This window comes from Actinoplanes hulinensis (genome assembly GCF_019429605.1).
Classification (GTDB): Bacteria; Actinomycetota; Actinomycetes; order Mycobacteriales; family Micromonosporaceae; genus Actinoplanes; species Actinoplanes campanulatus.
In genome coordinates, this window is the sequence record NZ_JAHXZI010000030.1 from 25,346 (window position 1) to 43,409 (window position 18,064).

The following is an 18,064-nucleotide window of genomic DNA, read 5'->3' on the forward strand; positions in this document are numbered from 1 at the left end:
ACTCACCGGCTGATCGCGGCCTGGGCGGCGGCGAAGAACTGCTCGGCGGCCTTGGCCGGGGTGGCGCGCCCGTACTGGGCCTCCTCAGCGGCCTTGATCAGCTCGGAGCGGACGGTGCTGTGACCCTTCGGCGGCACCGCGGGGCCGGGGCCGAAGGTCTTGCCCAGCTCCTTGACCATCTCGATGGTCTGCTTCATCGACGGGTTCTCGGTCGACGCGGCGACCTGGGCGCGGATCTCGGTGTTCGACGGCAGACCGCGGTCGGTGCCCAGGATCTTGCCCGCCTCCGGGTCGTTGACCAGGAAGTTCAGCACGTCGGCCGCGACGTCCTTGTGCTCGCTGCCCTTGTAGACCGAGAAGTACATCGAGGCGCGCGGCCACTGCTTGGTGGAGTCACCCGGGTACGCGATGACCTCCAGCGCGTCCTTGGTGTTCTTCTGCAGCTCGGGCATCTGGTTGGCCCACACCCAGGAGGTGAGCGCCTTGCCGGTGACGACCAGCTGCTTGCTGACGTCGGTGGCGTTGCCCTCGTGGATCACGTCCGGTGTCGGGGTGGCCTTGGCGTCCCGGGCGCCCTTCCACAGCTCGAACCAGGCCTGCACGTCGGCCTGGGTGAAGCCGAGCTGGCTGCCGTTGTAGAACTCCTTGCCGTTCTGGCGCAGCCACACCCAGAACGCCTTGTAGTCGGCGCTCGGGTCCTGGGTGCCGGCCACACCGGTCTTCGCGGCGGCGCCCTTGGCCCAGGCGATGTGCTCCTCCCAGGACTGCCCGGTGGTGGGCAGCGGCACCTTGGCGGCCTCCAGCTTGGTCTTGTTGAAGACCAGACCCTGGGTGTTCTCACCGAACGGCACGCCGGCCAGCTTGCCGTCCACAGTGGCGTACGTGACGAGACCCTGCGGGAACTTCGAGGTGTCGATCTTCCCGGACTTCTGGTACTCGGTGAGGTCCTGCGTGACGTTGCGGGTCGCGTACTCGGCCAGGTAGTTGTCGTCGATCTGGAAGATGTCCGGCGCGTCGTTGCCGGCGGTGAGTGTGGCCAGCTTGTCGAAGTAGCCCTGGTTGGCCTGCCAGGTCTTCTTGAACGTGACCTCGGGGTGCTTGGTCGTGTAGAGGGCGAGGGCCTGCTCGGTGAGCTGGGCGCGGGCCTCGGCGCCCCACCAGAAGAAGCTCAGCTCGACCTTGCCGTCGTCGCTGGACTCCTCGCCGCCACAGGCGCCGAGGGCGAGGGGAAGGGCCAGCATGCCGGCGACCAGGCCGCGGAGCAGGCGGCGCCGGGGAAGGGGGTGGGATGAGGTGGTCATGGGGGTTCGTCACTCCTTGACGTGTGCGGCAACCTCAGCGGCGATCGCGACGGCCGGGGCGTACGGCCCCGGGCCGGTGGAGTTGCGAATGATCAAGTCGGTCCGGAGGGTGACCTGCCCGGTCGCCCCGTCGTCGCCCTGCTGGAGCAGCATGTCGACGGCGGCACGGCCGGCGGCGGCGGTCGGGTTGGCCACGGTGGTGAGCCGTGGTCGCACCAGCCCGCTGTACGCGATGTCGTCGATCCCGACGATGCTGACCTGCCCGGGGACCTCCACACCGCGGTCCTGCAACGCCTGTAGCAGGCCGATCGCCATCAGGTCGTTGTAGGCCAGCACCGCGGTGGCGCCGGTGGCGAGCACCGCCTCGGCGGCGGCCGCCCCGGCCTCCTCGACCGGCTGGTTCGGGCCGAGGACGGTGAGATCCGCGCCGGCCGTACGGGCGGTGGCCCCGGCGGCCCGGCGGATCTCCCGGTTGGTCCACGAGCCCCGCGGCCCGGCCAGATAGACCAGGTGGCGGTGGCCCAGGTCCAGCAGGTGGCGCACGGCTTCCCGGGCGCCCTGTCCCACGTCCATGACCACCGCGGGCAAGCCGGTGATCATGCGGTTGATCACGACCAGGGGCACCTCGCGGCGCAACTGCTCTATCTGGTCGTCGCTCATCCGGGGACTGCACAGCAGGATCCCGTCGACCTGCTTGGCCAGTGCCTGCACCAGGTCGGACTCGACGATCGGATCCTCGTCGGTGTCGGCGACGAAGACGTGGTAGTCCCGCCGCCGGGCGTGGGTCTCGGCCGCCTTGATCAGAGGCGGGAAGAACGGGTTCGCGATATCGGCCACGATCAGGCCGATGTTGTGGGTACGTCCGGTGATCAGTGCCCGGGCCGCCCGGTTGGGGCGGTAACCGAGCTGCTCCGCGGTGGCCAGAACCCGGGAACGGGTCTCGGGGTTGACCAGATGCGGCGCGGAGAACGTGCGCGACACCGTGGAGATGTGCACGCCGGACGCCCTTGCGACGTCCCGGATCGTCACAGCCACGGTGCCTCCCTTGATGACGGCCCGGATGTGACCCGGGTCTCTAGGTGACAGCCATTAATGCAAACGGTTGCTGTCATGTCAACGCCCTTCAATGTCGATCTTGTTGCCGGGCCATGACTCAGTCGTGTCATATGTGGACAAATGATAGCTACGCATTGACTTGGGTCGTGGTTTGCTCCCTAAGCTGTTGCAAACGTTTGCCGAATGGAGGCGACGGAATGCCCCTCTCTTCCCGCCGCCGGTACGCCCTCGTGGGCGCCGGCTCCCGGGCCGGAATGTTCCTCCGCGCGATCACCGGCGACCACGCGGACGTGGCCGAGCTGGTCGCGATGGCCGACACCAACCAGGCCCGGCCGGCCGTCCACAACAGGCGGCTCGCCGAACCCGTCCCGGTGTACGACGCGGCGGACTTCACCGAGATGCTCAAGCGTGAGCGCGTCGACGTCGTGCTGGTCGCGACCGTGGACCGCTATCACGACCACTACGTCGCGGCGGCGCTCGACGCCGGCTGCGACGCGATCACCGAGAAGCCGATGACCGTCGACGTCGCCGGTTGCCGTCGCATCCTGGACGCCCAACGGCGCACCGGGCGCGACGTCCGGGTCACTTTCAACTACCGCTACAACCCGCTGCACGAGGCGGTGAAGCGGGTGATCTCGTCCGGCGAGATCGGCGAGATCGGCTCGGTCCACTTCGAGTGGTTGCTGGACGTCCGGCACGGCGCCGACTACTTCCGCCGCTGGCACCGCGACAAGGCCAACTCCGGCGGCCTGCTGGTGCACAAGGCCGGCCACCACTTCGACCTGGTCAACTGGTGGCTCGACGACGGGCCCGAGCAGGTCTTCGCGGCCGGGCGGCTGTTCTTCTACGGCGAGCAGGGACGCCGCCACGGGTACGCCCGGGACTACGACCGGGCGCACGGTGCGGCGACCGCCGACGGGGACCCGTTCGCGCTGCGGATGACCGACGAACCGACCATGCGCGAGCTCTACCTCGAAGCCGAGGGCGACGACGGCTACATCCGGGACCGCAACGTCTTCGCGCCCGGGGTGACCATCGAGGACGACATGGCCGTGCTGGTCCGCTACACCCGCGGCGCGTCGATGAGCTACCACCTCACGGCGTACGCGCCCTGGGAGGGTTACCGGGTGATGTTCAACGGAAGCCGGGGCCGGCTGGAGCTGGAGGTCGTGGAGAGCGACCACGTCTCACCCGCGGCCGCGGCCGGCGTCAAGGGCGAGCCGGGCGCCGAATCGGCCGCCGAGAAGGGCTTCAAGCGGCTGCTGGTCCGGCCGTTCTGGGCGCCGCCCCGGGAGGTCGTGGTGGACGGGCTGTCCCGGCACGGGCACGGCGGCGCGGACGTGCGGATGCTTGCCGACCTGATCCGGCCGGACGCCCCCACGGACCCGCTCGGGCGGACGGCCGGCGCCGTCGACGGCGCCCGCGCCCTGCTCACCGGCCTGGCCGCCAACGAGTCCCTGGCTCAGGGGCAGGCCATACGCGTGCAAGACCTCCTAGATCTTGAGGACAACGAGTGATCGACGAGAACCATCTCTTCCCCGCCGAGCCGACCCAGCGGCAGATCGCCCGCGAGCTGTACCGGCACGCCAAGGATCTGCCCCTGATCAGCCCGCACGGGCATGTCGACCCGGTGCTGCTCGCCGACGACCAGCCGTTCGGAGACCCGGCCCGGCTGTTCGTGGTCCCCGACCACTACGTCACCCGGATGCTGGCCAGCCAGGGCATTCCACCGGCCCGGCTCGGCGTGCCCAGCATCGACGGGTCGGCGGTCGAGACCGACGGGCGGGCGATCTGGCGGCTGCTCGCGGAGAACTGGAAGCTGTTCCGAGGCACCCCCTCCCGGCTCTGGACGGAGAAGGTGCTCTCCGGCGTCTTCGGTCTCACCAAGCCGCTGAACGGCCAGAACGCCGACGAGATCTACGACGAGCTGTCCGCCCGGCTCGCCGAGCCCGAGTTCCGGCCGCGGGCGCTGTTCACCCGGTTCAACATCGAGGTGCTGGCCACCACCGAGAGCCCTCTCGACGAACTGCGCGCGCACGCGAAACTGGCCGCCGACGGCTGGGGCGGCCCGGGCGGCCGGGTGATCACCACGTTCCGTCCCGACAACCTGGTCGACCCGGACTGGCCCGGCTGGGCCGAGCGGGTGGCCGGGCTCGGCGAGCTGACCGGCCTCGACGTCGGCACCTACCCCGGCTTCCTGAACGCGCTGCGCAGCCGCCGGGCCGCGTTCATCGAGGCCGGCGCCACCAGCTCGGACCACGGCCACCTCACCGCGGCCACCCTGCTGCTGAGCGACGCCGACGCGGCCGTCCTCTACCGCAAGGCCCTCGGCGGCGGCGCCACCGCGGCCGACGCCGAGGCGTTCCGGGCCCACATGCTCGTCGAGTTCGCGAAGATGTCCCTCGAGGACGGCCTGGTCATGCAGCTGCACCCGGGTTCGGTCCGCAACCACAACGAGGCGCTCTACCAGCGGCACGGCCGGGACGTGGGCGGCGACATCCCGTCGGCCACCGACTACGTGCACGCGCTCAAGCCGCTGCTCGACGCGTACGGCGCCGACCCTCGCCTGCGGATCGTGCTCTACACACTGGACGAGACCGTCTTCACCCGCGAGCTCGCCCCGCTCGCCGGCGGCTACCCCAGCCTCTACCTGGGCGCGCCCTGGTGGTTCCTGGACAGCCCGGAGGGTCTGCGCCGGTTCCGGGAGACCGCCACCGAGACGGCCGGCTTCTACAACACGTCCGGATTCGTCGACGACACCCGGGCGTTCTGCTCCATCCCGGCCCGGCACGACGTGGCACGCCGCATCGACGCCGGATTCCTGGCCCGGCTCGTCGCCGAGCACCGCCTCCCGCTCGACGAGGCCGCCGAGACCATCGCCGACCTCGCCTACCACCTCCCGAAGCGTGTCTTCCGACTGGAGAAGAACTGATGACAGTGCGGATCACCGGCGTCGACGTCCACGACGTCCGGTTCCCGACCGCGGCGGCCGGTGACGGCTCCGACGCGATCAACAAGGGTGACTACTCGGCCACCTACGTCGAGGTCACCACCGACGCCGGGGTCACCGGCAGCGGCCTGACCTTCACCAACGGCCGCGGCAACGAGCTCACCTGCGCGGCCGTCGAGGCGCTGGCCCACCACGTCACCGGCCGCACCGTCGAGGAGATCGCCGCCGACCAGGTCGGCTTCTGGCGGTCCATCACCGCGGACGTGCAGCTGCGCTGGCTCGGCCCGGAGAAGGGCGTCATCCACATGGCGTCCGGCGCGCTGATCAACGCGGTCTGGGACCTGCGGGCCCGCCTCGCGGGCAAGCCGATGTGGCGGTACCTCGCCGAGATGCCGGCCGACGAGCTGGTCGCCTCCATCGACTTCCGGCACATCAGCGACGCGATCACGCCCGGCGAGGCGCGCGAGATCCTCGAGAAGGGCGCCATCGGGTACGCCGAACGCCTCGCCGAACTGGAGAGTGACGGCTTCCCGGCCTACACCACGAGCGTCGGCTGGCTCGGCTACCCCGACGACAAGGTGCGCGAGCTGACCCGGCGGGCGGTGGCCGACGGCTGGCGCGCGGTCAAGATGAAGACCGGCGGCCCGCTGGAGGACGACGTCCGCCGGGCCGGCATCATCCGCGGCGAGCTGCCCGACGGCGCCCTGCTGATGATGGACTCCAACCAGGTCTGGGACGTGGACCAGGCGATCGCCGCGATGGAGGAGCTGAAGGCCTTCGACCCGTACTGGATCGAGGAGCCCACACACGCCGACGACGTCCTCGGTCACGCCCGGATCGCCCGCGCCGTGGCGCCGGTCCGGGTCGCCACCGGCGAGGTCGCCGCCAACCGGGTGATCTTCAAGCAGCTGTTGCAGGCCGGCGCGATCGGCGTCTGCCAGGTCGACGCCTGCCGGGTCGCCGGCGTGAACGAGGTGCTCTCCATCCTGCTGCTGGCCGCCAAGTTCGGGGTGCCGGTCTGCCCGCACTCCGGCGGCGTCGGCCTCTGCGAGTACGTGCAGCACCTGGCGATCTTCGACTTCCTGCGGGTGGGCCGGTCGCTGGACGGCCGCATGATCGAGTACGTCGACCACCTGCACGAGCACTTCACCGACCCGGTCACCGTGGTCGACGGCCGCTACCGGCTGCCGCGGCTGCCCGGCTACAGCGTCGAGATGAAGCCGGAGTCGATCGCCGAGTTCCGCTTCCCGGACGGGCCGGCATGGCGGTGACCTACCGTCTCGGTCGCGGGGCGCTCACGTCGCTGCCCGAGGCGAGCCGTCCCGCCGTCAGCCCCGGCAGCGTCCGTGCCGGGATCGTCCACCTCGGCCTGGGCGCCTTCCACCGCGCCCACCAGGCCGTCTTCACCGAGGACGCGGTCGCCGCGTCGGGCGGCGACTGGGGGATCCTCGGCGTCGCACCGCGCTCGCGCGACATCCTGGAGAGACTCCGCGAGCAGGACGGGCTCTACAGCGTGCTGACCGTCGGCGGTGGAGCGGACCGGGCCCGCGCGATCGGCATCCTGGCCGGGCTCGGGCACGCCGCCGGCGACCCGCACGGGGTGGTCGCGGCGATCGCCGACCCGAGCATCCGGATCGTGTCGATGACCGTCACCGAGAAGGCGTACCGGCTCGACCCGGCCGGGCGGCTGCTGGTCGACGACGACCTGCGCGCCCAGCTCACCGGCCAGGCGCCACCGGTCAGCGTGCCGGCGCTGCTGGCCCGCGGGCTGATCCGGCGCCGGGCGGCCGGCGGTGGACCGCTCACCGTGCTCTGCTGCGACAACATGCAGCGCAACGGCGCCCGGATCCGTGGCCTGGTCGAGCAGGCGCTCGAGGTGGCCGGCGCCGATCTGAGCGCCGACGTCGCCTTCCCGTCCACCATGGTGGACCGGATCGTGCCCGCCACCAGCGCGGACCACATCCGCCGGGCGGCCGCCGCGCTGGGCGCCGACGACGCCGCGCCGGTGGTGGCCGAACCGTTCACCCAATGGGTGATCGAGGACGACTTCCCCGGCGGGCGGCCGGACTGGGCGGCCGCGGGCGCGATTCTCACCGGCGACGTCACCCCCTGGGAGACGCTGAAGCTGCGCGCCCTCAACGGCGTCCACTCGTCGGCCGCCTACCTGGGCGCGCTGGCCGGCCGGGAGTTCATCGCCGACTCGCTGGAGCTGCCCGGGATGACCGGGCTGCTGCGCAGGCTCATCGCCGACGACATCGCGCCGACCATCGCGCCGCCGCCCGGGGTCACCGTGACCGGGTACGGCGAGTCGGTCCTGGAGCGGTTCGCCAACCGCGAGCTGGGCCACCGCAACCTCCAGGTGGCGATGGACGGCACCCAGAAGCTGCCGTACCGGCTGCTCGACACCATCACCGAACGCCGCCGGGCCGGCGCCGTCCCGGTCTGGGGCGCGCTGATGGTGGCCGCCTGGATGCGCTTCGCCCGGGGATCCGCCGACGGCGGCGCCCAACTGCCGCTGGACGACCCGCTGGCCGGGCTGATCCGGGACGCCCTGGCCGGCGCGCCGAAAACACCGGCCGGTGTGGTGGGCGCCCTGCTCGGCCTGGACGCGGTCTTCGGGCCGGAGCTCGCCGGCGACGACGTCCTGCGCGCCGAGCTGCTGCGCTGGTACGGCGAGCTGGACCGGCACGGCGTCGTGGCGACGGTGAAGGGGCTGGGCTGATGGCCACCCGGGTGGCGCTGATCGGCGCCGGGGGCCACGGGCTCTCGCACCGGCGTACGTTGCAGCGGTTGTCCGACGCCGGAACCGTCGAGGTGGCCGGGCTCTGCGACCGGCAGCCGGTCGACCCGCACCCGGACGCGCCGCTGCCCGGGGTGCCGTTCTACCGCGACCACCGGGAGCTGCTCGCCGGGGAGCGGCCGGAGATCGTGATCGTCTGCACTCCGCCGCACACCCACCTGGCGATCGCGCTGGACGTGCTGGCGGTCGGCGCCGACCTGCTGCTGGAGAAGCCGCCGGTGATGTCGTCGTTCGAGCACGACCGGCTGGCGGAGGCCGTGGCCGAGAGCGGGCGGCTCTGCCAGGTCGGGTTCCAGGCGCTCGGGTCGACGGCTCTCGCCGAACTGTGCGCGGCCGCGCCGGCCGGGCCGATCGGGGTGTCCGGGGCGTGGTGGCGCCCGGACTCCTACTACGAGCGGGCGCCCTGGGCCGGGCGCCGTGCCGTGGACGGCCGGCCGGTGCTGGACGGGGCGCTGGTCAACCCGTTCGCGCACGCCCTCATGCAGGCGCTGGTGCTGGCCGACGAGGGCGGCCCCGGGTTCCGGCCGGTCCGGATGGAGCTGGAGCGCTACCGGACCCGGCCGATCGAGACCGACGACACCACGTTCCTGCGCCTCACCGGGAACGACGGGCGCCGCGTCACCGTGGGGGTGACGCTGGCGTCGGCGGTCTTCATCGCCGGGGAGATCCGGGCCGGCGGCGCCGTCCTGGAGTACCCGACCGACCGCCTGCGGCTGTCCGGCCAGGCCGAGGTCCAGCGGGTCCCCGGCCGGACCGGGCTGCTGGAGAACCTGATCGAGCACCGGCGCGACCCCCGGACGCCGCTGCTGGCGCCGCTGGCCCGGACCGGGTTGTTCACCGCGGTCGCCGAGGCGATCGTGCGGGCGCCCGAACCGAGCGTGATCGGCGACGGCTGGCTCGCGCCGCACCCGGACGGCGGCGGGCGGGTCGTCACCGGGATCGACGAGATCGTCCGGGAGGTGGCCGAGACCGATCGGCTGCCCTCGGAGACGAGGGTGCCCTGGGCCGCCGAGGTCCATCGCACCGTCGTGGAACCCCGGCTGAGGTTGGGGGCTGCTCAGCCCGTACGACAAAGGGATTGAAAGGAGGAACGCCATGCGCAAGTTGAGCTTCGCCGATCTCGACACCGGGGATCAGGGGCCTAGATTCACCAACGTCCTGCCCGGACACGTGACCGACCGTGGCGGGTTCCGGATCTATCCGGAACCCGGCCACCGCACACACGACGGGCCGGGGCGGCACACGCACCCGATCCCCGAGGTGTTCTACATCGTGCAGGGACAGGGCGAGATCGAGATCGAGGGCGAGGTGGTGGACAAGTTCGAGGCCGGTGACGCGATCCTGATCGAGCCGGAGGAGGACCACCACCTGATCAGCCGGGGCGAGGGCCCGCTGGCCTTCGTCTGGATGCACCTGGAACCGGTCGAGTAGGGCCGGGCCATGCGAACCGCTCTCGCGGCGGCGCTCGGCGCGGTCCTCACCGCCGGCGTCGCCACCGTCCCCGCCTCCGCCGCCCCGCCCGCCGTCCCGGTGCTCGCGCGGCAGACCCTGCCCGCGAACGACGGGTGGGCGGCCGCCACCACCGGGACCACCGGTGGCTCCGCGGCCGACGACGCGCACGTCTTCGTGGTGCGCAACCGTGCCGAACTGGCCGCCGCCCTGGCCGGAGGCACCGATCCGACCCCGCGGATCGTGCTGGTCAAGGGCACCATCGATGCCAATGTGGACGATGCGGGCAATCCCCTGACCTGCGCCGGCTACGCGGACCCGGCGTACAGCCTGGACGCCTACCTGGCCGCCTACGACCCGGATGTGTGGGGCCGCGCCAGCCGGCCGTCCGGGCCGCTCGAGGAGGCCCGGGTCCGGTCGCAGCGCACCCAGGCCGCCCGGATCCAGCTGCGGGTGGGCGCCAACACCACCATCTACGGGCTGCCGAACGCCCGGCTGGTCGGCGCCAACCTGCTGATCTCCAACGTGGACAACGTCATCGTGCGGAACCTGCGGATGGAGGACGCGGCGGACTGCTTCCCGGCGTGGGACCCCACCGACGGGTCGGCGGGCAACTGGAACTCCGCCTACGACCTGATCACCCTGACCGGGGCGACGCACGTGTGGGCCGACCACAACACGCTCAGCGACGGGAACAACGTCGACGCCGACCAGCCGCTGTACTACGGGCGGCCGTACCAGGTGCACGACGGCGCGCTCGACGTGATCCGGGCGTCCGATCTGGTCACCATCTCCTGGAATGTGTTCCAGGAGCACGACAAGACGATGCTGATCGGTTCCACCAACACCGTCGGCGCGGATGTCGGGAAACTGCGCGTGACCGTGCACCACAATCGTTTCGCCAATGTCGGGCAGCGTGTTCCGCGGGTGCGATTCGGTCAGGTCGACGTATTCAACAACTACTACTACATGACCGATGAGGACACCTATTCGTATTCGTGGGGCGTCGGCGTCCAATCGGCGATCTACGCGGAGAACAACTTCCTGCTGCGTAGCGCCGACCTGGCGCTCGAGGACTTCGTCTACGACTGGGGCGGCACGGCGATCACCGAGATCGGCACGCTGACCAGGGTCGGAACCGGCCCGGTACGCGAGGTCGACCTGCTCGGCGAGTACAACGCCACGCACGATCCGGACCTCGGCACGGACGCCGGCTGGACCCCGGCGCTGCGGGCCGGCCCGGTCACGCCGACCATCGCGGTGCCGCTTCTGGTGAACGCGTGGGCGGGCGCCGGAAAGATCTGACGGAAATCTCCCGGCCGGGGTTTTCGGCTTCCCCGGCCGGGTTCTCCGCCGATCGCATCCGCCGATCGCGCCGAATCGCGGAAAGGGCTGGGCTACGCTGGCGGGCGTCTGCTTCCCGGCGAATCCGCAATTCGAGGGTGATCCTCATGAACAGTGCTGCCCGGTGCGCGGCGGCGGTGATGGCGGCCGGTCTCCTCCCGTTCGTGGCGCCCTCCGCGCCCGCCGGTGCGGTCCCGGTGGCCCCGGGCGCCGGCTCGCCCGCCCTGGAACGGATGCGGCGTGAGGTGGCCGCCGCGACCGGCTCACGCCGCGTGCCCTGCTGGCGCAACGTCACCATCAGATCCGCGGCCAACGGCCGGTACGTCTCCGCCGAGATCGGCTGGGACGGCCCCGGCTACGGGGCACTGCGCGCCCGGGCGACGAGAGTCAGCCCGTGGGAGAGATTCACCGTCTGCCGGGACGCCTACTCCGGCGCCACCTGGATCCGGGCACAGGCCAACAACGACTTCGTCTCCGCCGAGCTGGACTACGCCGGCGCCACGTACGGGCTGTTGCGCGCCCAGGCCCAGAGGGTCGCCGGGTGGGAGCGGTTCTACTCCAACCGGGCGCCCGGTGGGAACTTCTCGTTCTATGCCCGGGCCACCCGGCGATGGGTGTCCGCCGAGGTCACGTTCCGGGGAAGGGGATACGGCTCGCTGCGCGCGCGGGCCACGAGCGTGGGCGCTGAGGAGACTTTCAGCTGGTAGGAGTCGTCTCGTTTGGTAAGGGCCTTAAGAGTGCAGCCCCTAGAACCTTAAGTTTTTCTTTATTCGCATCTTTGGTGATCCGCCGTTGGGAGCGTTCCCGTATGGACCGGTCGAGAGAGCGGTTCGACAGGAAGGCACGCAGATGAAGCGGTACCGGAGCTACGCGAAGGGCTCGTCGGCCGGAGCGAAGCGCTGGCGTGTGGCCGGCGTCGCGGGTGTCGCGGTGGCCCTGGTCGGTGTGGGGCTCGGCGTCGCGGCCGCGGCCGACTCCGCCGTCCCGACGGTGAACTGCCCGACGGTGGCGGACAAGCTCGGCGCCGTGCCGGCGCAGGCCCAGGCGGAGATCGCCCGCAACCTGCAGCTGCTGAACACGCAGATCCAGGAGGCCAACAACCGGATCCGCACCACCCAGGGTCAGGGCGGCGCGAACTTCATCCAGAACGCGATCCTCGACCCGCTGAAGGACAAGCGGTTCGCGGCGATCAACCGGATGGAGACGGCGATCGGCCGGACCATCGCCAAGCCGAACCTGAACGCGGAGGGCCTGTCGGGCTGCTCGCTGAACGCCAACGGCGGCGGCAACGCCTCGCCGGAGCCGGCCAACGTACCCGCCGCCTCGGTGTCGGCCGGTGCCGCCGCGGTCGGGAACGTCGGCACGATCGTCTGCCCGGACGTCGTCATCAACGTGGCGGTCCCGGCGCAGGCCCAGGCCGAGATCGACCGGAACCTGGCCCTGCTGCAGACCCAGATCAACGAGGCGAACGCCCGGCTCAAGAGCTCGGTCGGCCAGGGCGGCGCCAACTTCGTCCAGAACGCGATCCTCGGCCCGCTGAAGGACAAGCGCTTCGCCGCGATCAACCGGATGGAGACGGCGATCGGCCGTAACGCCGCCAAGCCGGACCTGAACGCCGAGGGCCTGTCGACCTGCTCGCTCAACGCCGCCGGCGGTGGCGCCGCGGCCGCGCCGACCGCGGCCCCGACCACCCAGGCCCCGGCGAACAACGGCAACGCCGGGAACAACGGCAACAACCAGGCCGCGGCCAGCCGGAACACCGGCAACGTCGGCATCAACGACGGCACCGCGCAGGTGGACTGCCCGGACGTCGTGATCAACGTGGCGATCCCGGCGCAGGCCGCGAACGAGGTCAACCAGAACCTGGCCCTGCTGCAGACCCAGATCAACGAGGCGAACGCCCGGATCAAGAGCACGGCCTTCCAGGGTGGCGTGAACTTCATCAACAACGCGATCCTCGGCCCGCTGAAGGGCAAGCGGTTCGCGGCCATCAACCGGATGGAGACGGCGATCGGCCGTAACGCCGCCAAGCCGGACCTCAACGCCGAGGGTCTGTCCGCCTGCAACCTGAACAAATAATTCACCGAGATTGATCGACGGAACGGCCCGGCTGCGTCTGGCGGCCGGGCCGTTCCCGTGCCTTGCCGGCGGCGCGGTTGTAGAGGAACGCCTTGGCCGCGGCCTGGGACAGGTTCGCCAGGCCGAGCGCGGTCCAGAGCAGCGGCAGCCCGCCGTGCTCGGCGGCCGGGACGGCCACCACCGCCAGCAGGCCGAAGAAGATCAGCGTGCAGAACAGGCTCGGCAGGGTGTTGCGCAGGCCGAGCAGCGCGAACCCGTAGACGGCCTGGAGCGCGTCGGTCACCACGGCGAACCCGACCAGCGGCAGCAGCGCCAGAACATCCGGCCGGGCCGAGACCGTCGACAGCCGCACCGTCCACGCCGGACGCCCGGGCGACCGCCGGGGTGGCCAGCACCACCAGAGCGCCGCAGCCACCGATCCCGAGACCGAGCACCCGGCCACTGCCCAGCACCCGCCGCAGCGCCGCCGGATCGTCGTGGGCCGCGGTGACAAAGGGCATCATGCCGCGCATCACCCCGGACACCGCGGTGGCCACGGGCACGTAGACCGCGGCGGCTACCGCGAACGCGGCCAGGGAGGCGGTGCCGTGCCGGCCCAGGAGTGCGGTGCTGACCAGCGCGCTCGCCGACGAGACGGCCATCGTGACGTACAGGGGGAGCGCGGAGCGGAGAATCGCCCGGGTCTCGGTCATGGTGGGGAGATCATGCCGGATCAGGGTGGCGTGACATCCCCCGGGCCGTCCGATGTGAACAGCCCGTTGAGCCCGGACGTGGCCTCGTGCTGCACCCGGGCCTCGATGGCGTCCCGCTCGACGTTGTGGGCCTCCTCGACCAGGACCTCGGCGGCGACTGACGCCACGTGCGCAGCCTCGCGGACCTGGACGGTCTCCGACACCGCGTCCAGATAGGCGCGGCGGGCCACCCGGACCCGGTCGTCGTCGACCTGATCGGCCGGCGGGCCGGCGTGCTGCCAGATGCCGTTGAGCTGCTCCACCGTCAGCTCGCCGCGCCGGTAGGCGGCCAGCGCCGCCCGCTGCACCAGCATCTGCGTCTCGTCGGCGGTGGCCACCCGGGACTCCCAGCGTGCCTCCAGATAGCGGTCCTCGGCCCGGTCACGTTCGCCGGCCGCGGACTCGGCCCGGTGCCGTGCCTCGTCCGCCGCCCGGACCGCCCGGCCGGCCGCCGCCCGGACCGCCTCCACGTCGGCCACCATCTCGTCCGCCTCGGCGGTCACCCGCCGGGGTCGCTGCCAGACGGCCACCACCGCCACACAGAGCAGGATCACCACGACGGCAGCGGCCGCAATGACCGCCCACCTCAAAACCATCGACCGCTACCCCTCCCGGCACCCGATCACCGTCGATCCCACGACCGTAAATCGATCACCCGCCGGCCGCCACTCCAGCCCGGCGGGGGTGTGATCGCCTCGGGGCAGCCCTATCGGATAGCCTCATGCGCCGCGTGGCGTACCGAGGCTGTGACACGGGCGTGGTAGACAGCGGGCGCTCGACGAGCACCTCCCGGCCGCATCGAAAGGCGTTCGATCGTGAAGCAGCTCAACGACCTGATCGCGGACTTCTGGGGGGACTACGCCGCCCTGGTCCTGCTGGCCGGCGGCCTGCTCGGGGTCATCCTGCTGATCAGCTTCGGCATCTGGGCCAAGCGGACCGGAAAGCCGCTGCGCCCGCTCGCCCTGGCCTTCAGCATGAACCTGGCGCTGCTGCTCAACGCCGAGGGCATGTGGGTCATCGCGATCGACCAGCTCAACCTGCCGAAGATCTTCGCGGTGCTGGTGTTCGCGGTCTTCGAGATCTGCTTCCTCACCGCCACGTCGCTGGCCGCCGAGCAGTACCGGCGCACGTCCGTCTACGCGAGCGACGGGACCATCGTCACACCCGGCCATCCGGGGGCGATGCTCTACATCGCGGCGCTGATCGCCGGGCTCTCCGGGGTCATCGTGGCCAGCAACGCGGTCACCTTCACCGAGAAACTGCTGCGTCTCGCCGTACCCTGCATGATCTTTCTGATGTGGTGGGCGGCGCTCACCGCGGCCGGGCAGCGGGTCCGGCGCGGGCGTTTCGCCTACAGCCCGCGGCGGCTCGCCGAGCGGTGGGGCTGGCTCATCCCGGACGACGACCCCGATCTGGTACGGATGGCCGCCGAGCGACAGGTGCGCCGGATGGTCGTCAACTACCACCGGGTGAGCGCCGGCCGCTTCCCGAAGCCGTGGTGGCGGTCCCGGCTGCTCAAGGACGCGCGGACCGCGGGGGAGCCGGTCGTCGAGGAGGTCATCGAGCAGCTGGCCCGGATCCAGCGGGTGATGGATCTGCTGGTGCCGGGGGCGGTGCGGATCCGGGTCCCGGCCGCCGCCGGTGTGCAGGCGGTCACCGCCCCCTCCGTGCCCGGAGCGGCGGCCGTGCTGCTCTCCGCCGGGGCTCCGGCACCCGCGGCCGAGGCGATCCCGGACGGTCCCGCGCCGGCCGGGCACGCGGATCCGGCCGTGGCCCCCTCGGTTCCGGCCGTGCCGTCGGTGCAGCCGGTCCGGTTCGTCCAGCCGGTCGAGCCGGATTCCGCGGCGCCGGCCCCCGTGGCGCCGGCTCCCGTGGCGGCGGCTCCCGTGGCGGCGGCTCCCGTGGCGGCCCCCGTGGCGGTGGCTCCTGCGGTAGCGACGTCCGTGGCGGCTTCCTTGGCGGCGGAGGAGACGCTGCCCGACCCCGAACCGGCTTTCCCGGCCGCGGCTGGGACGGTCACGGTCCCGGTCCAGCGCGGCCCGGTCGATCGGAGCGATTCGGCCTCCGCCGCGGTCCCGGTCTCCCCGGCGCCCGCCCCGCAGCCGGCCTGGGCGGCCACCCCGACCGGCGCCCGCCCGGCCGTCAGCATCGCCGGCTCGCCCTGGTGGCGGCTCGCCGTCGACCGGCTCAGCAAGATGGTCGCCCAGGAGATCAGCGCCGAGGACCTGCCGGAGATGAACTACCTGCGGATCAACGAGCTGGCCCGCAAGCTGGCGCCCCGGGTGTCGGAGCTGGGCGAGGGCGTGGTCCGGACGTTCATCAACGAGTACGTGCGGGAGCTGGACGGGGAGCACGTCGAATCGGCGTACCCGTGGCGGGACTTCCTGCCCGCGGCGGCCGCCGTGCCGCCCGGGTCGGACGCGTGGCACGCCGCGCTGGCCGACCTCCGTACCGCCCTGGAGGAGGAGCTTCCGGAGGGGCAGCCGCTGGACTCCGACGAACTGGCCGAGCTTCTGGCTCCGAGCGCGCCCCGGCTCGACGAGGCCACGATCCGGGGCTTCATCAGCGACTACGTCCTCGCGCTGAGCGGGATGCCGGGATCGGGCAACGTCCAGCCGTGGGCACACCTGTTGCCGCGCCCGCAGAGTGTCCGGCCGGCCAGCGACGAGGACCTGCTGGAGATGCACGGGGCCGAGTTGTTCGAGCACCTGCGCAGCACCGGGCGGCTGAGCCGGTACAAGGTGCAGGCCGTGACCGGGATCAAGAGCCGGGTCCAGGCCGACCGGATCAAGGTGCTCATCGAGGAGCGCGCCGCCGAGACGGCGACCGCCTGACGAACCGCGGCCGATCTCCGATCGGCGGGACGGACCCTAGGCCGGCGTGGCGATCCAGGCCGAGCGGGTGCTGTGCACCGACAGGCCGGGAAGATGCCGCAGGACGTGTTCGTCCTTCGCGAGCAGCGTGTCGAGCGTCTCCCGGTCCTCGGCCGAGAGCCGCTCGGCGACGCCGGCCCGGAACCGTTTCAGCGTGGCCACCGCGTAGCGGACCGCCGGGGCGGGCAGCGGCGGGGCCAGGTCGACGACCAGGTCCCGTGAGTCGAGGACGGTGAAACCGGCGGCGCGCAGCCGGGCCGGCCAGTCGGAGCCCATGTGCGGCAGGTGCTCGGCCTTGGCCGCGTCGGCGAGCGCGTGGCAGCGCGCCTCCAGGCCGGGGGCGCCGATGCCGATGTCGTCGGGCAGGAACCGGGGCATCGACTCCATCTCGATCATCGCGAGGAGGCCGCCGGGGCGCAGGACGGCGCGGATGTCGGCGAGCACCCGGTCCGGGTCGTTCATGTGGTGCATCGACGACGACGCCCAGACCAGGTCGGCCTCGCCGGTCTCCGGCAGGCCGCCGCCGGCGTCGGCGTGCAGCGGGCGGACCCGGTCGGCCACGCCGTGCCGGGCGGCGCTCTCGGTGAGATGCCGCAGCATTCCCTCGTCGGTGTCGATGGCGGTGACGACGGCCCCGGGAAAGCGCCGGAGCAGCGCGAACACCCCGGTCCCGGTGCCGCTGCCGAGGTCGACGACGCGACGGACGGGGGCCTCCCCGGCCAGCTCGGCGATCCGGCCGGTGAACGCGGCGAGGTGGGTGGCGGTGACCTCGGCGTCCAGGAGGAGCATCTCGGTCAGGTCGTACCCGTCGCCGTGGTGGTGCCCGTGGCCGTGGCCGTGGCCGTGGTGGTGATGTTCGTGAGCCATACGACGACTGTAGAACCGGTTTGCGGCTCACGCATACAATCTTGCGTATGACGCAAGACGCTGAGGTCGACGCCCTCGTCCGGGCGCGCATCCGGGGGCTCCGGATCGCCAAGGGCTGGTCCCTCGACGAGCTGGCGGCCCGCTGCTACCTGAGCCCGTCCACGCTGAGCCGGATCGAGACCGGCCACCGCCGGATCGGGCTCGACCAGCTCACCGCGATCGCCCGGGCGCTGGGCGCCAGCCTCGACCAGCTCGTCGAGACGGAGAACGACGACGTGGTGATCAAGCCGCACCACCATCCGGAGCGGGGCATCACCACCTGGACGCTGAGCGGCGACCACGAGCACGCCGGGCTGACCGTGGCCCGGGTGCGGGTGACCCGGCCCGCCTCACGGCGCCCCGAGGACCTGCGGGTCCATCCCGGGCGGGACTGGTTCACCGTGCTCTCCGGGACGGTCGAGCTGATGCTCGGCGACCGCCTCGTCATCGTCGAGACCGGCGAGGCCGCGTCGTTCTCCACCATGACGCCGCACAGTTTCGGCGCGCGCGGCGGGCCGGCCGAGGTCATCGCGGTGCTCACGCCCGACGGCGAGCGCACCCACGTCCACTCCTGA

The 18,064-nt window shown here is 71.9% G+C and carries 16 protein-coding genes; 11 read left to right on the plus strand and 5 right to left on the minus strand.

Translation table 11 applies throughout. The features are described 5' to 3' along the window. Positions 1 to 2: 2 nt before the first annotated feature. Entirely contained in the window at positions 3 to 1,301 is a 1,299-nt protein-coding gene (locus tag KZ829_RS38675; protein ID WP_220148805.1) for an ABC transporter substrate-binding protein, read from the minus strand. Between the two features lie 9 nt (positions 1,302 to 1,310). Next, positions 1,311 to 2,336, minus strand: a complete 1,026-nt coding sequence (locus tag KZ829_RS38680) for a LacI family DNA-binding transcriptional regulator (protein ID WP_220148806.1) — start codon at positions 2,334 to 2,336, stop codon at positions 1,311 to 1,313. Positions 2,337 to 2,554: 218 nt separating this feature from the next. On the opposite strand from KZ829_RS38680, the gene KZ829_RS38685 reads away from it, so the two are divergent. From KZ829_RS38685 to KZ829_RS38725, 9 genes are all read left to right on the plus strand, one after another. After that, positions 2,555 to 3,874 (plus strand): Gfo/Idh/MocA family protein, encoded by a 1,320-nt coding sequence (locus KZ829_RS38685; protein WP_220148807.1) that lies wholly within the window; start codon positions 2,555 to 2,557, stop codon positions 3,872 to 3,874. Then, complete coding sequence (gene uxaC / locus KZ829_RS38690; protein WP_220148808.1) at positions 3,871 to 5,289, plus strand: glucuronate isomerase; 1,419 nt, start codon at positions 3,871 to 3,873, stop codon at positions 5,287 to 5,289. Before KZ829_RS38685 ends, uxaC begins: the two co-directional genes overlap by 4 nt. Continuing rightward, a complete protein-coding gene (locus KZ829_RS38695) occupies positions 5,289 to 6,578 on the plus strand; it encodes an enolase C-terminal domain-like protein (RefSeq protein ID WP_220148809.1) in 1,290 nt (429 codons plus the stop codon). The genes uxaC and KZ829_RS38695 overlap by 1 nt, the downstream gene beginning before the upstream one ends. Next, positions 6,569 to 8,029: a mannitol dehydrogenase family protein gene (locus KZ829_RS38700; RefSeq protein ID WP_220148810.1), complete on the plus strand. Its 1,461-nt coding sequence runs from the start codon at positions 6,569 to 6,571 to the stop codon at positions 8,027 to 8,029. The genes KZ829_RS38695 and KZ829_RS38700 overlap by 10 nt, the downstream gene beginning before the upstream one ends. Further along, positions 8,029 to 9,189: a Gfo/Idh/MocA family protein gene (locus tag KZ829_RS38705; RefSeq protein ID WP_220148811.1), complete on the plus strand. Its 1,161-nt coding sequence runs from the start codon at positions 8,029 to 8,031 to the stop codon at positions 9,187 to 9,189. The genes KZ829_RS38700 and KZ829_RS38705 overlap by 1 nt, the downstream gene beginning before the upstream one ends. 13 nt (positions 9,190 to 9,202) lie before the next feature. Continuing rightward, the gene (locus KZ829_RS38710) at positions 9,203 to 9,538 is read left to right on the plus strand and encodes a cupin domain-containing protein (RefSeq protein ID WP_220148812.1); all 336 of its coding nucleotides are present in this window, start codon (positions 9,203 to 9,205) and stop codon (positions 9,536 to 9,538) included. 9 nt (positions 9,539 to 9,547) lie between these two features. Continuing rightward, on the plus strand, positions 9,548 to 10,861 hold the full coding sequence (locus KZ829_RS38715; protein WP_220148813.1) for a pectate lyase family protein: 1,314 nt from the start codon (positions 9,548 to 9,550) through the stop codon (positions 10,859 to 10,861). Between the two features lie 146 nt (positions 10,862 to 11,007). Further along, entirely contained in the window at positions 11,008 to 11,607 is a 600-nt protein-coding gene (locus tag KZ829_RS38720) for a fascin domain-containing protein (protein ID WP_220148814.1), read from the plus strand. A 142-nt stretch (positions 11,608 to 11,749) separates the two neighbouring features. After that, positions 11,750 to 12,979 carry a hypothetical protein gene (locus tag KZ829_RS38725; RefSeq protein ID WP_220148815.1) on the plus strand — a complete coding sequence of 410 codons (1,230 nt, stop codon included), beginning with the start codon at positions 11,750 to 11,752 and terminating at the stop codon, positions 12,977 to 12,979. Position 12,980: 1 nt separating this feature from the next. Here the strand turns inward: KZ829_RS38725 and KZ829_RS38730 are convergent, their stop codons facing one another. Together KZ829_RS38730 and KZ829_RS38735 are read right to left on the minus strand one after the other, a co-directional pair. Further along, entirely contained in the window at positions 12,981 to 13,331 is a 351-nt protein-coding gene (locus KZ829_RS38730; protein WP_220148816.1) for a hypothetical protein, read from the minus strand. 360 nt (positions 13,332 to 13,691) lie between these two features. Beyond that, positions 13,692 to 14,306, minus strand: a complete 615-nt coding sequence (locus KZ829_RS38735; protein WP_220148817.1) for a hypothetical protein — start codon at positions 14,304 to 14,306, stop codon at positions 13,692 to 13,694. A gap of 219 nt (positions 14,307 to 14,525) precedes the next feature. On the opposite strand from KZ829_RS38735, the gene KZ829_RS38740 reads away from it, so the two are divergent. Beyond that, on the plus strand, positions 14,526 to 16,544 hold the full coding sequence (locus KZ829_RS38740; RefSeq protein ID WP_220148818.1) for an MFS transporter: 2,019 nt from the start codon (positions 14,526 to 14,528) through the stop codon (positions 16,542 to 16,544). Between the two features lie 36 nt (positions 16,545 to 16,580). Here KZ829_RS38740 and KZ829_RS38745 read toward each other — a convergent pair whose 3' ends face one another. Further along, positions 16,581 to 17,450 carry a class I SAM-dependent methyltransferase gene (locus tag KZ829_RS38745; RefSeq protein WP_220148819.1) on the minus strand — a complete coding sequence of 290 codons (870 nt, stop codon included), beginning with the start codon at positions 17,448 to 17,450 and terminating at the stop codon, positions 16,581 to 16,583. 47 nt (positions 17,451 to 17,497) lie between these two features. On the opposite strand from KZ829_RS38745, the gene KZ829_RS38750 reads away from it, so the two are divergent. Then, positions 17,498 to 18,064: a helix-turn-helix domain-containing protein gene (locus tag KZ829_RS38750; protein WP_220148820.1), complete on the plus strand. Its 567-nt coding sequence runs from the start codon at positions 17,498 to 17,500 to the stop codon at positions 18,062 to 18,064.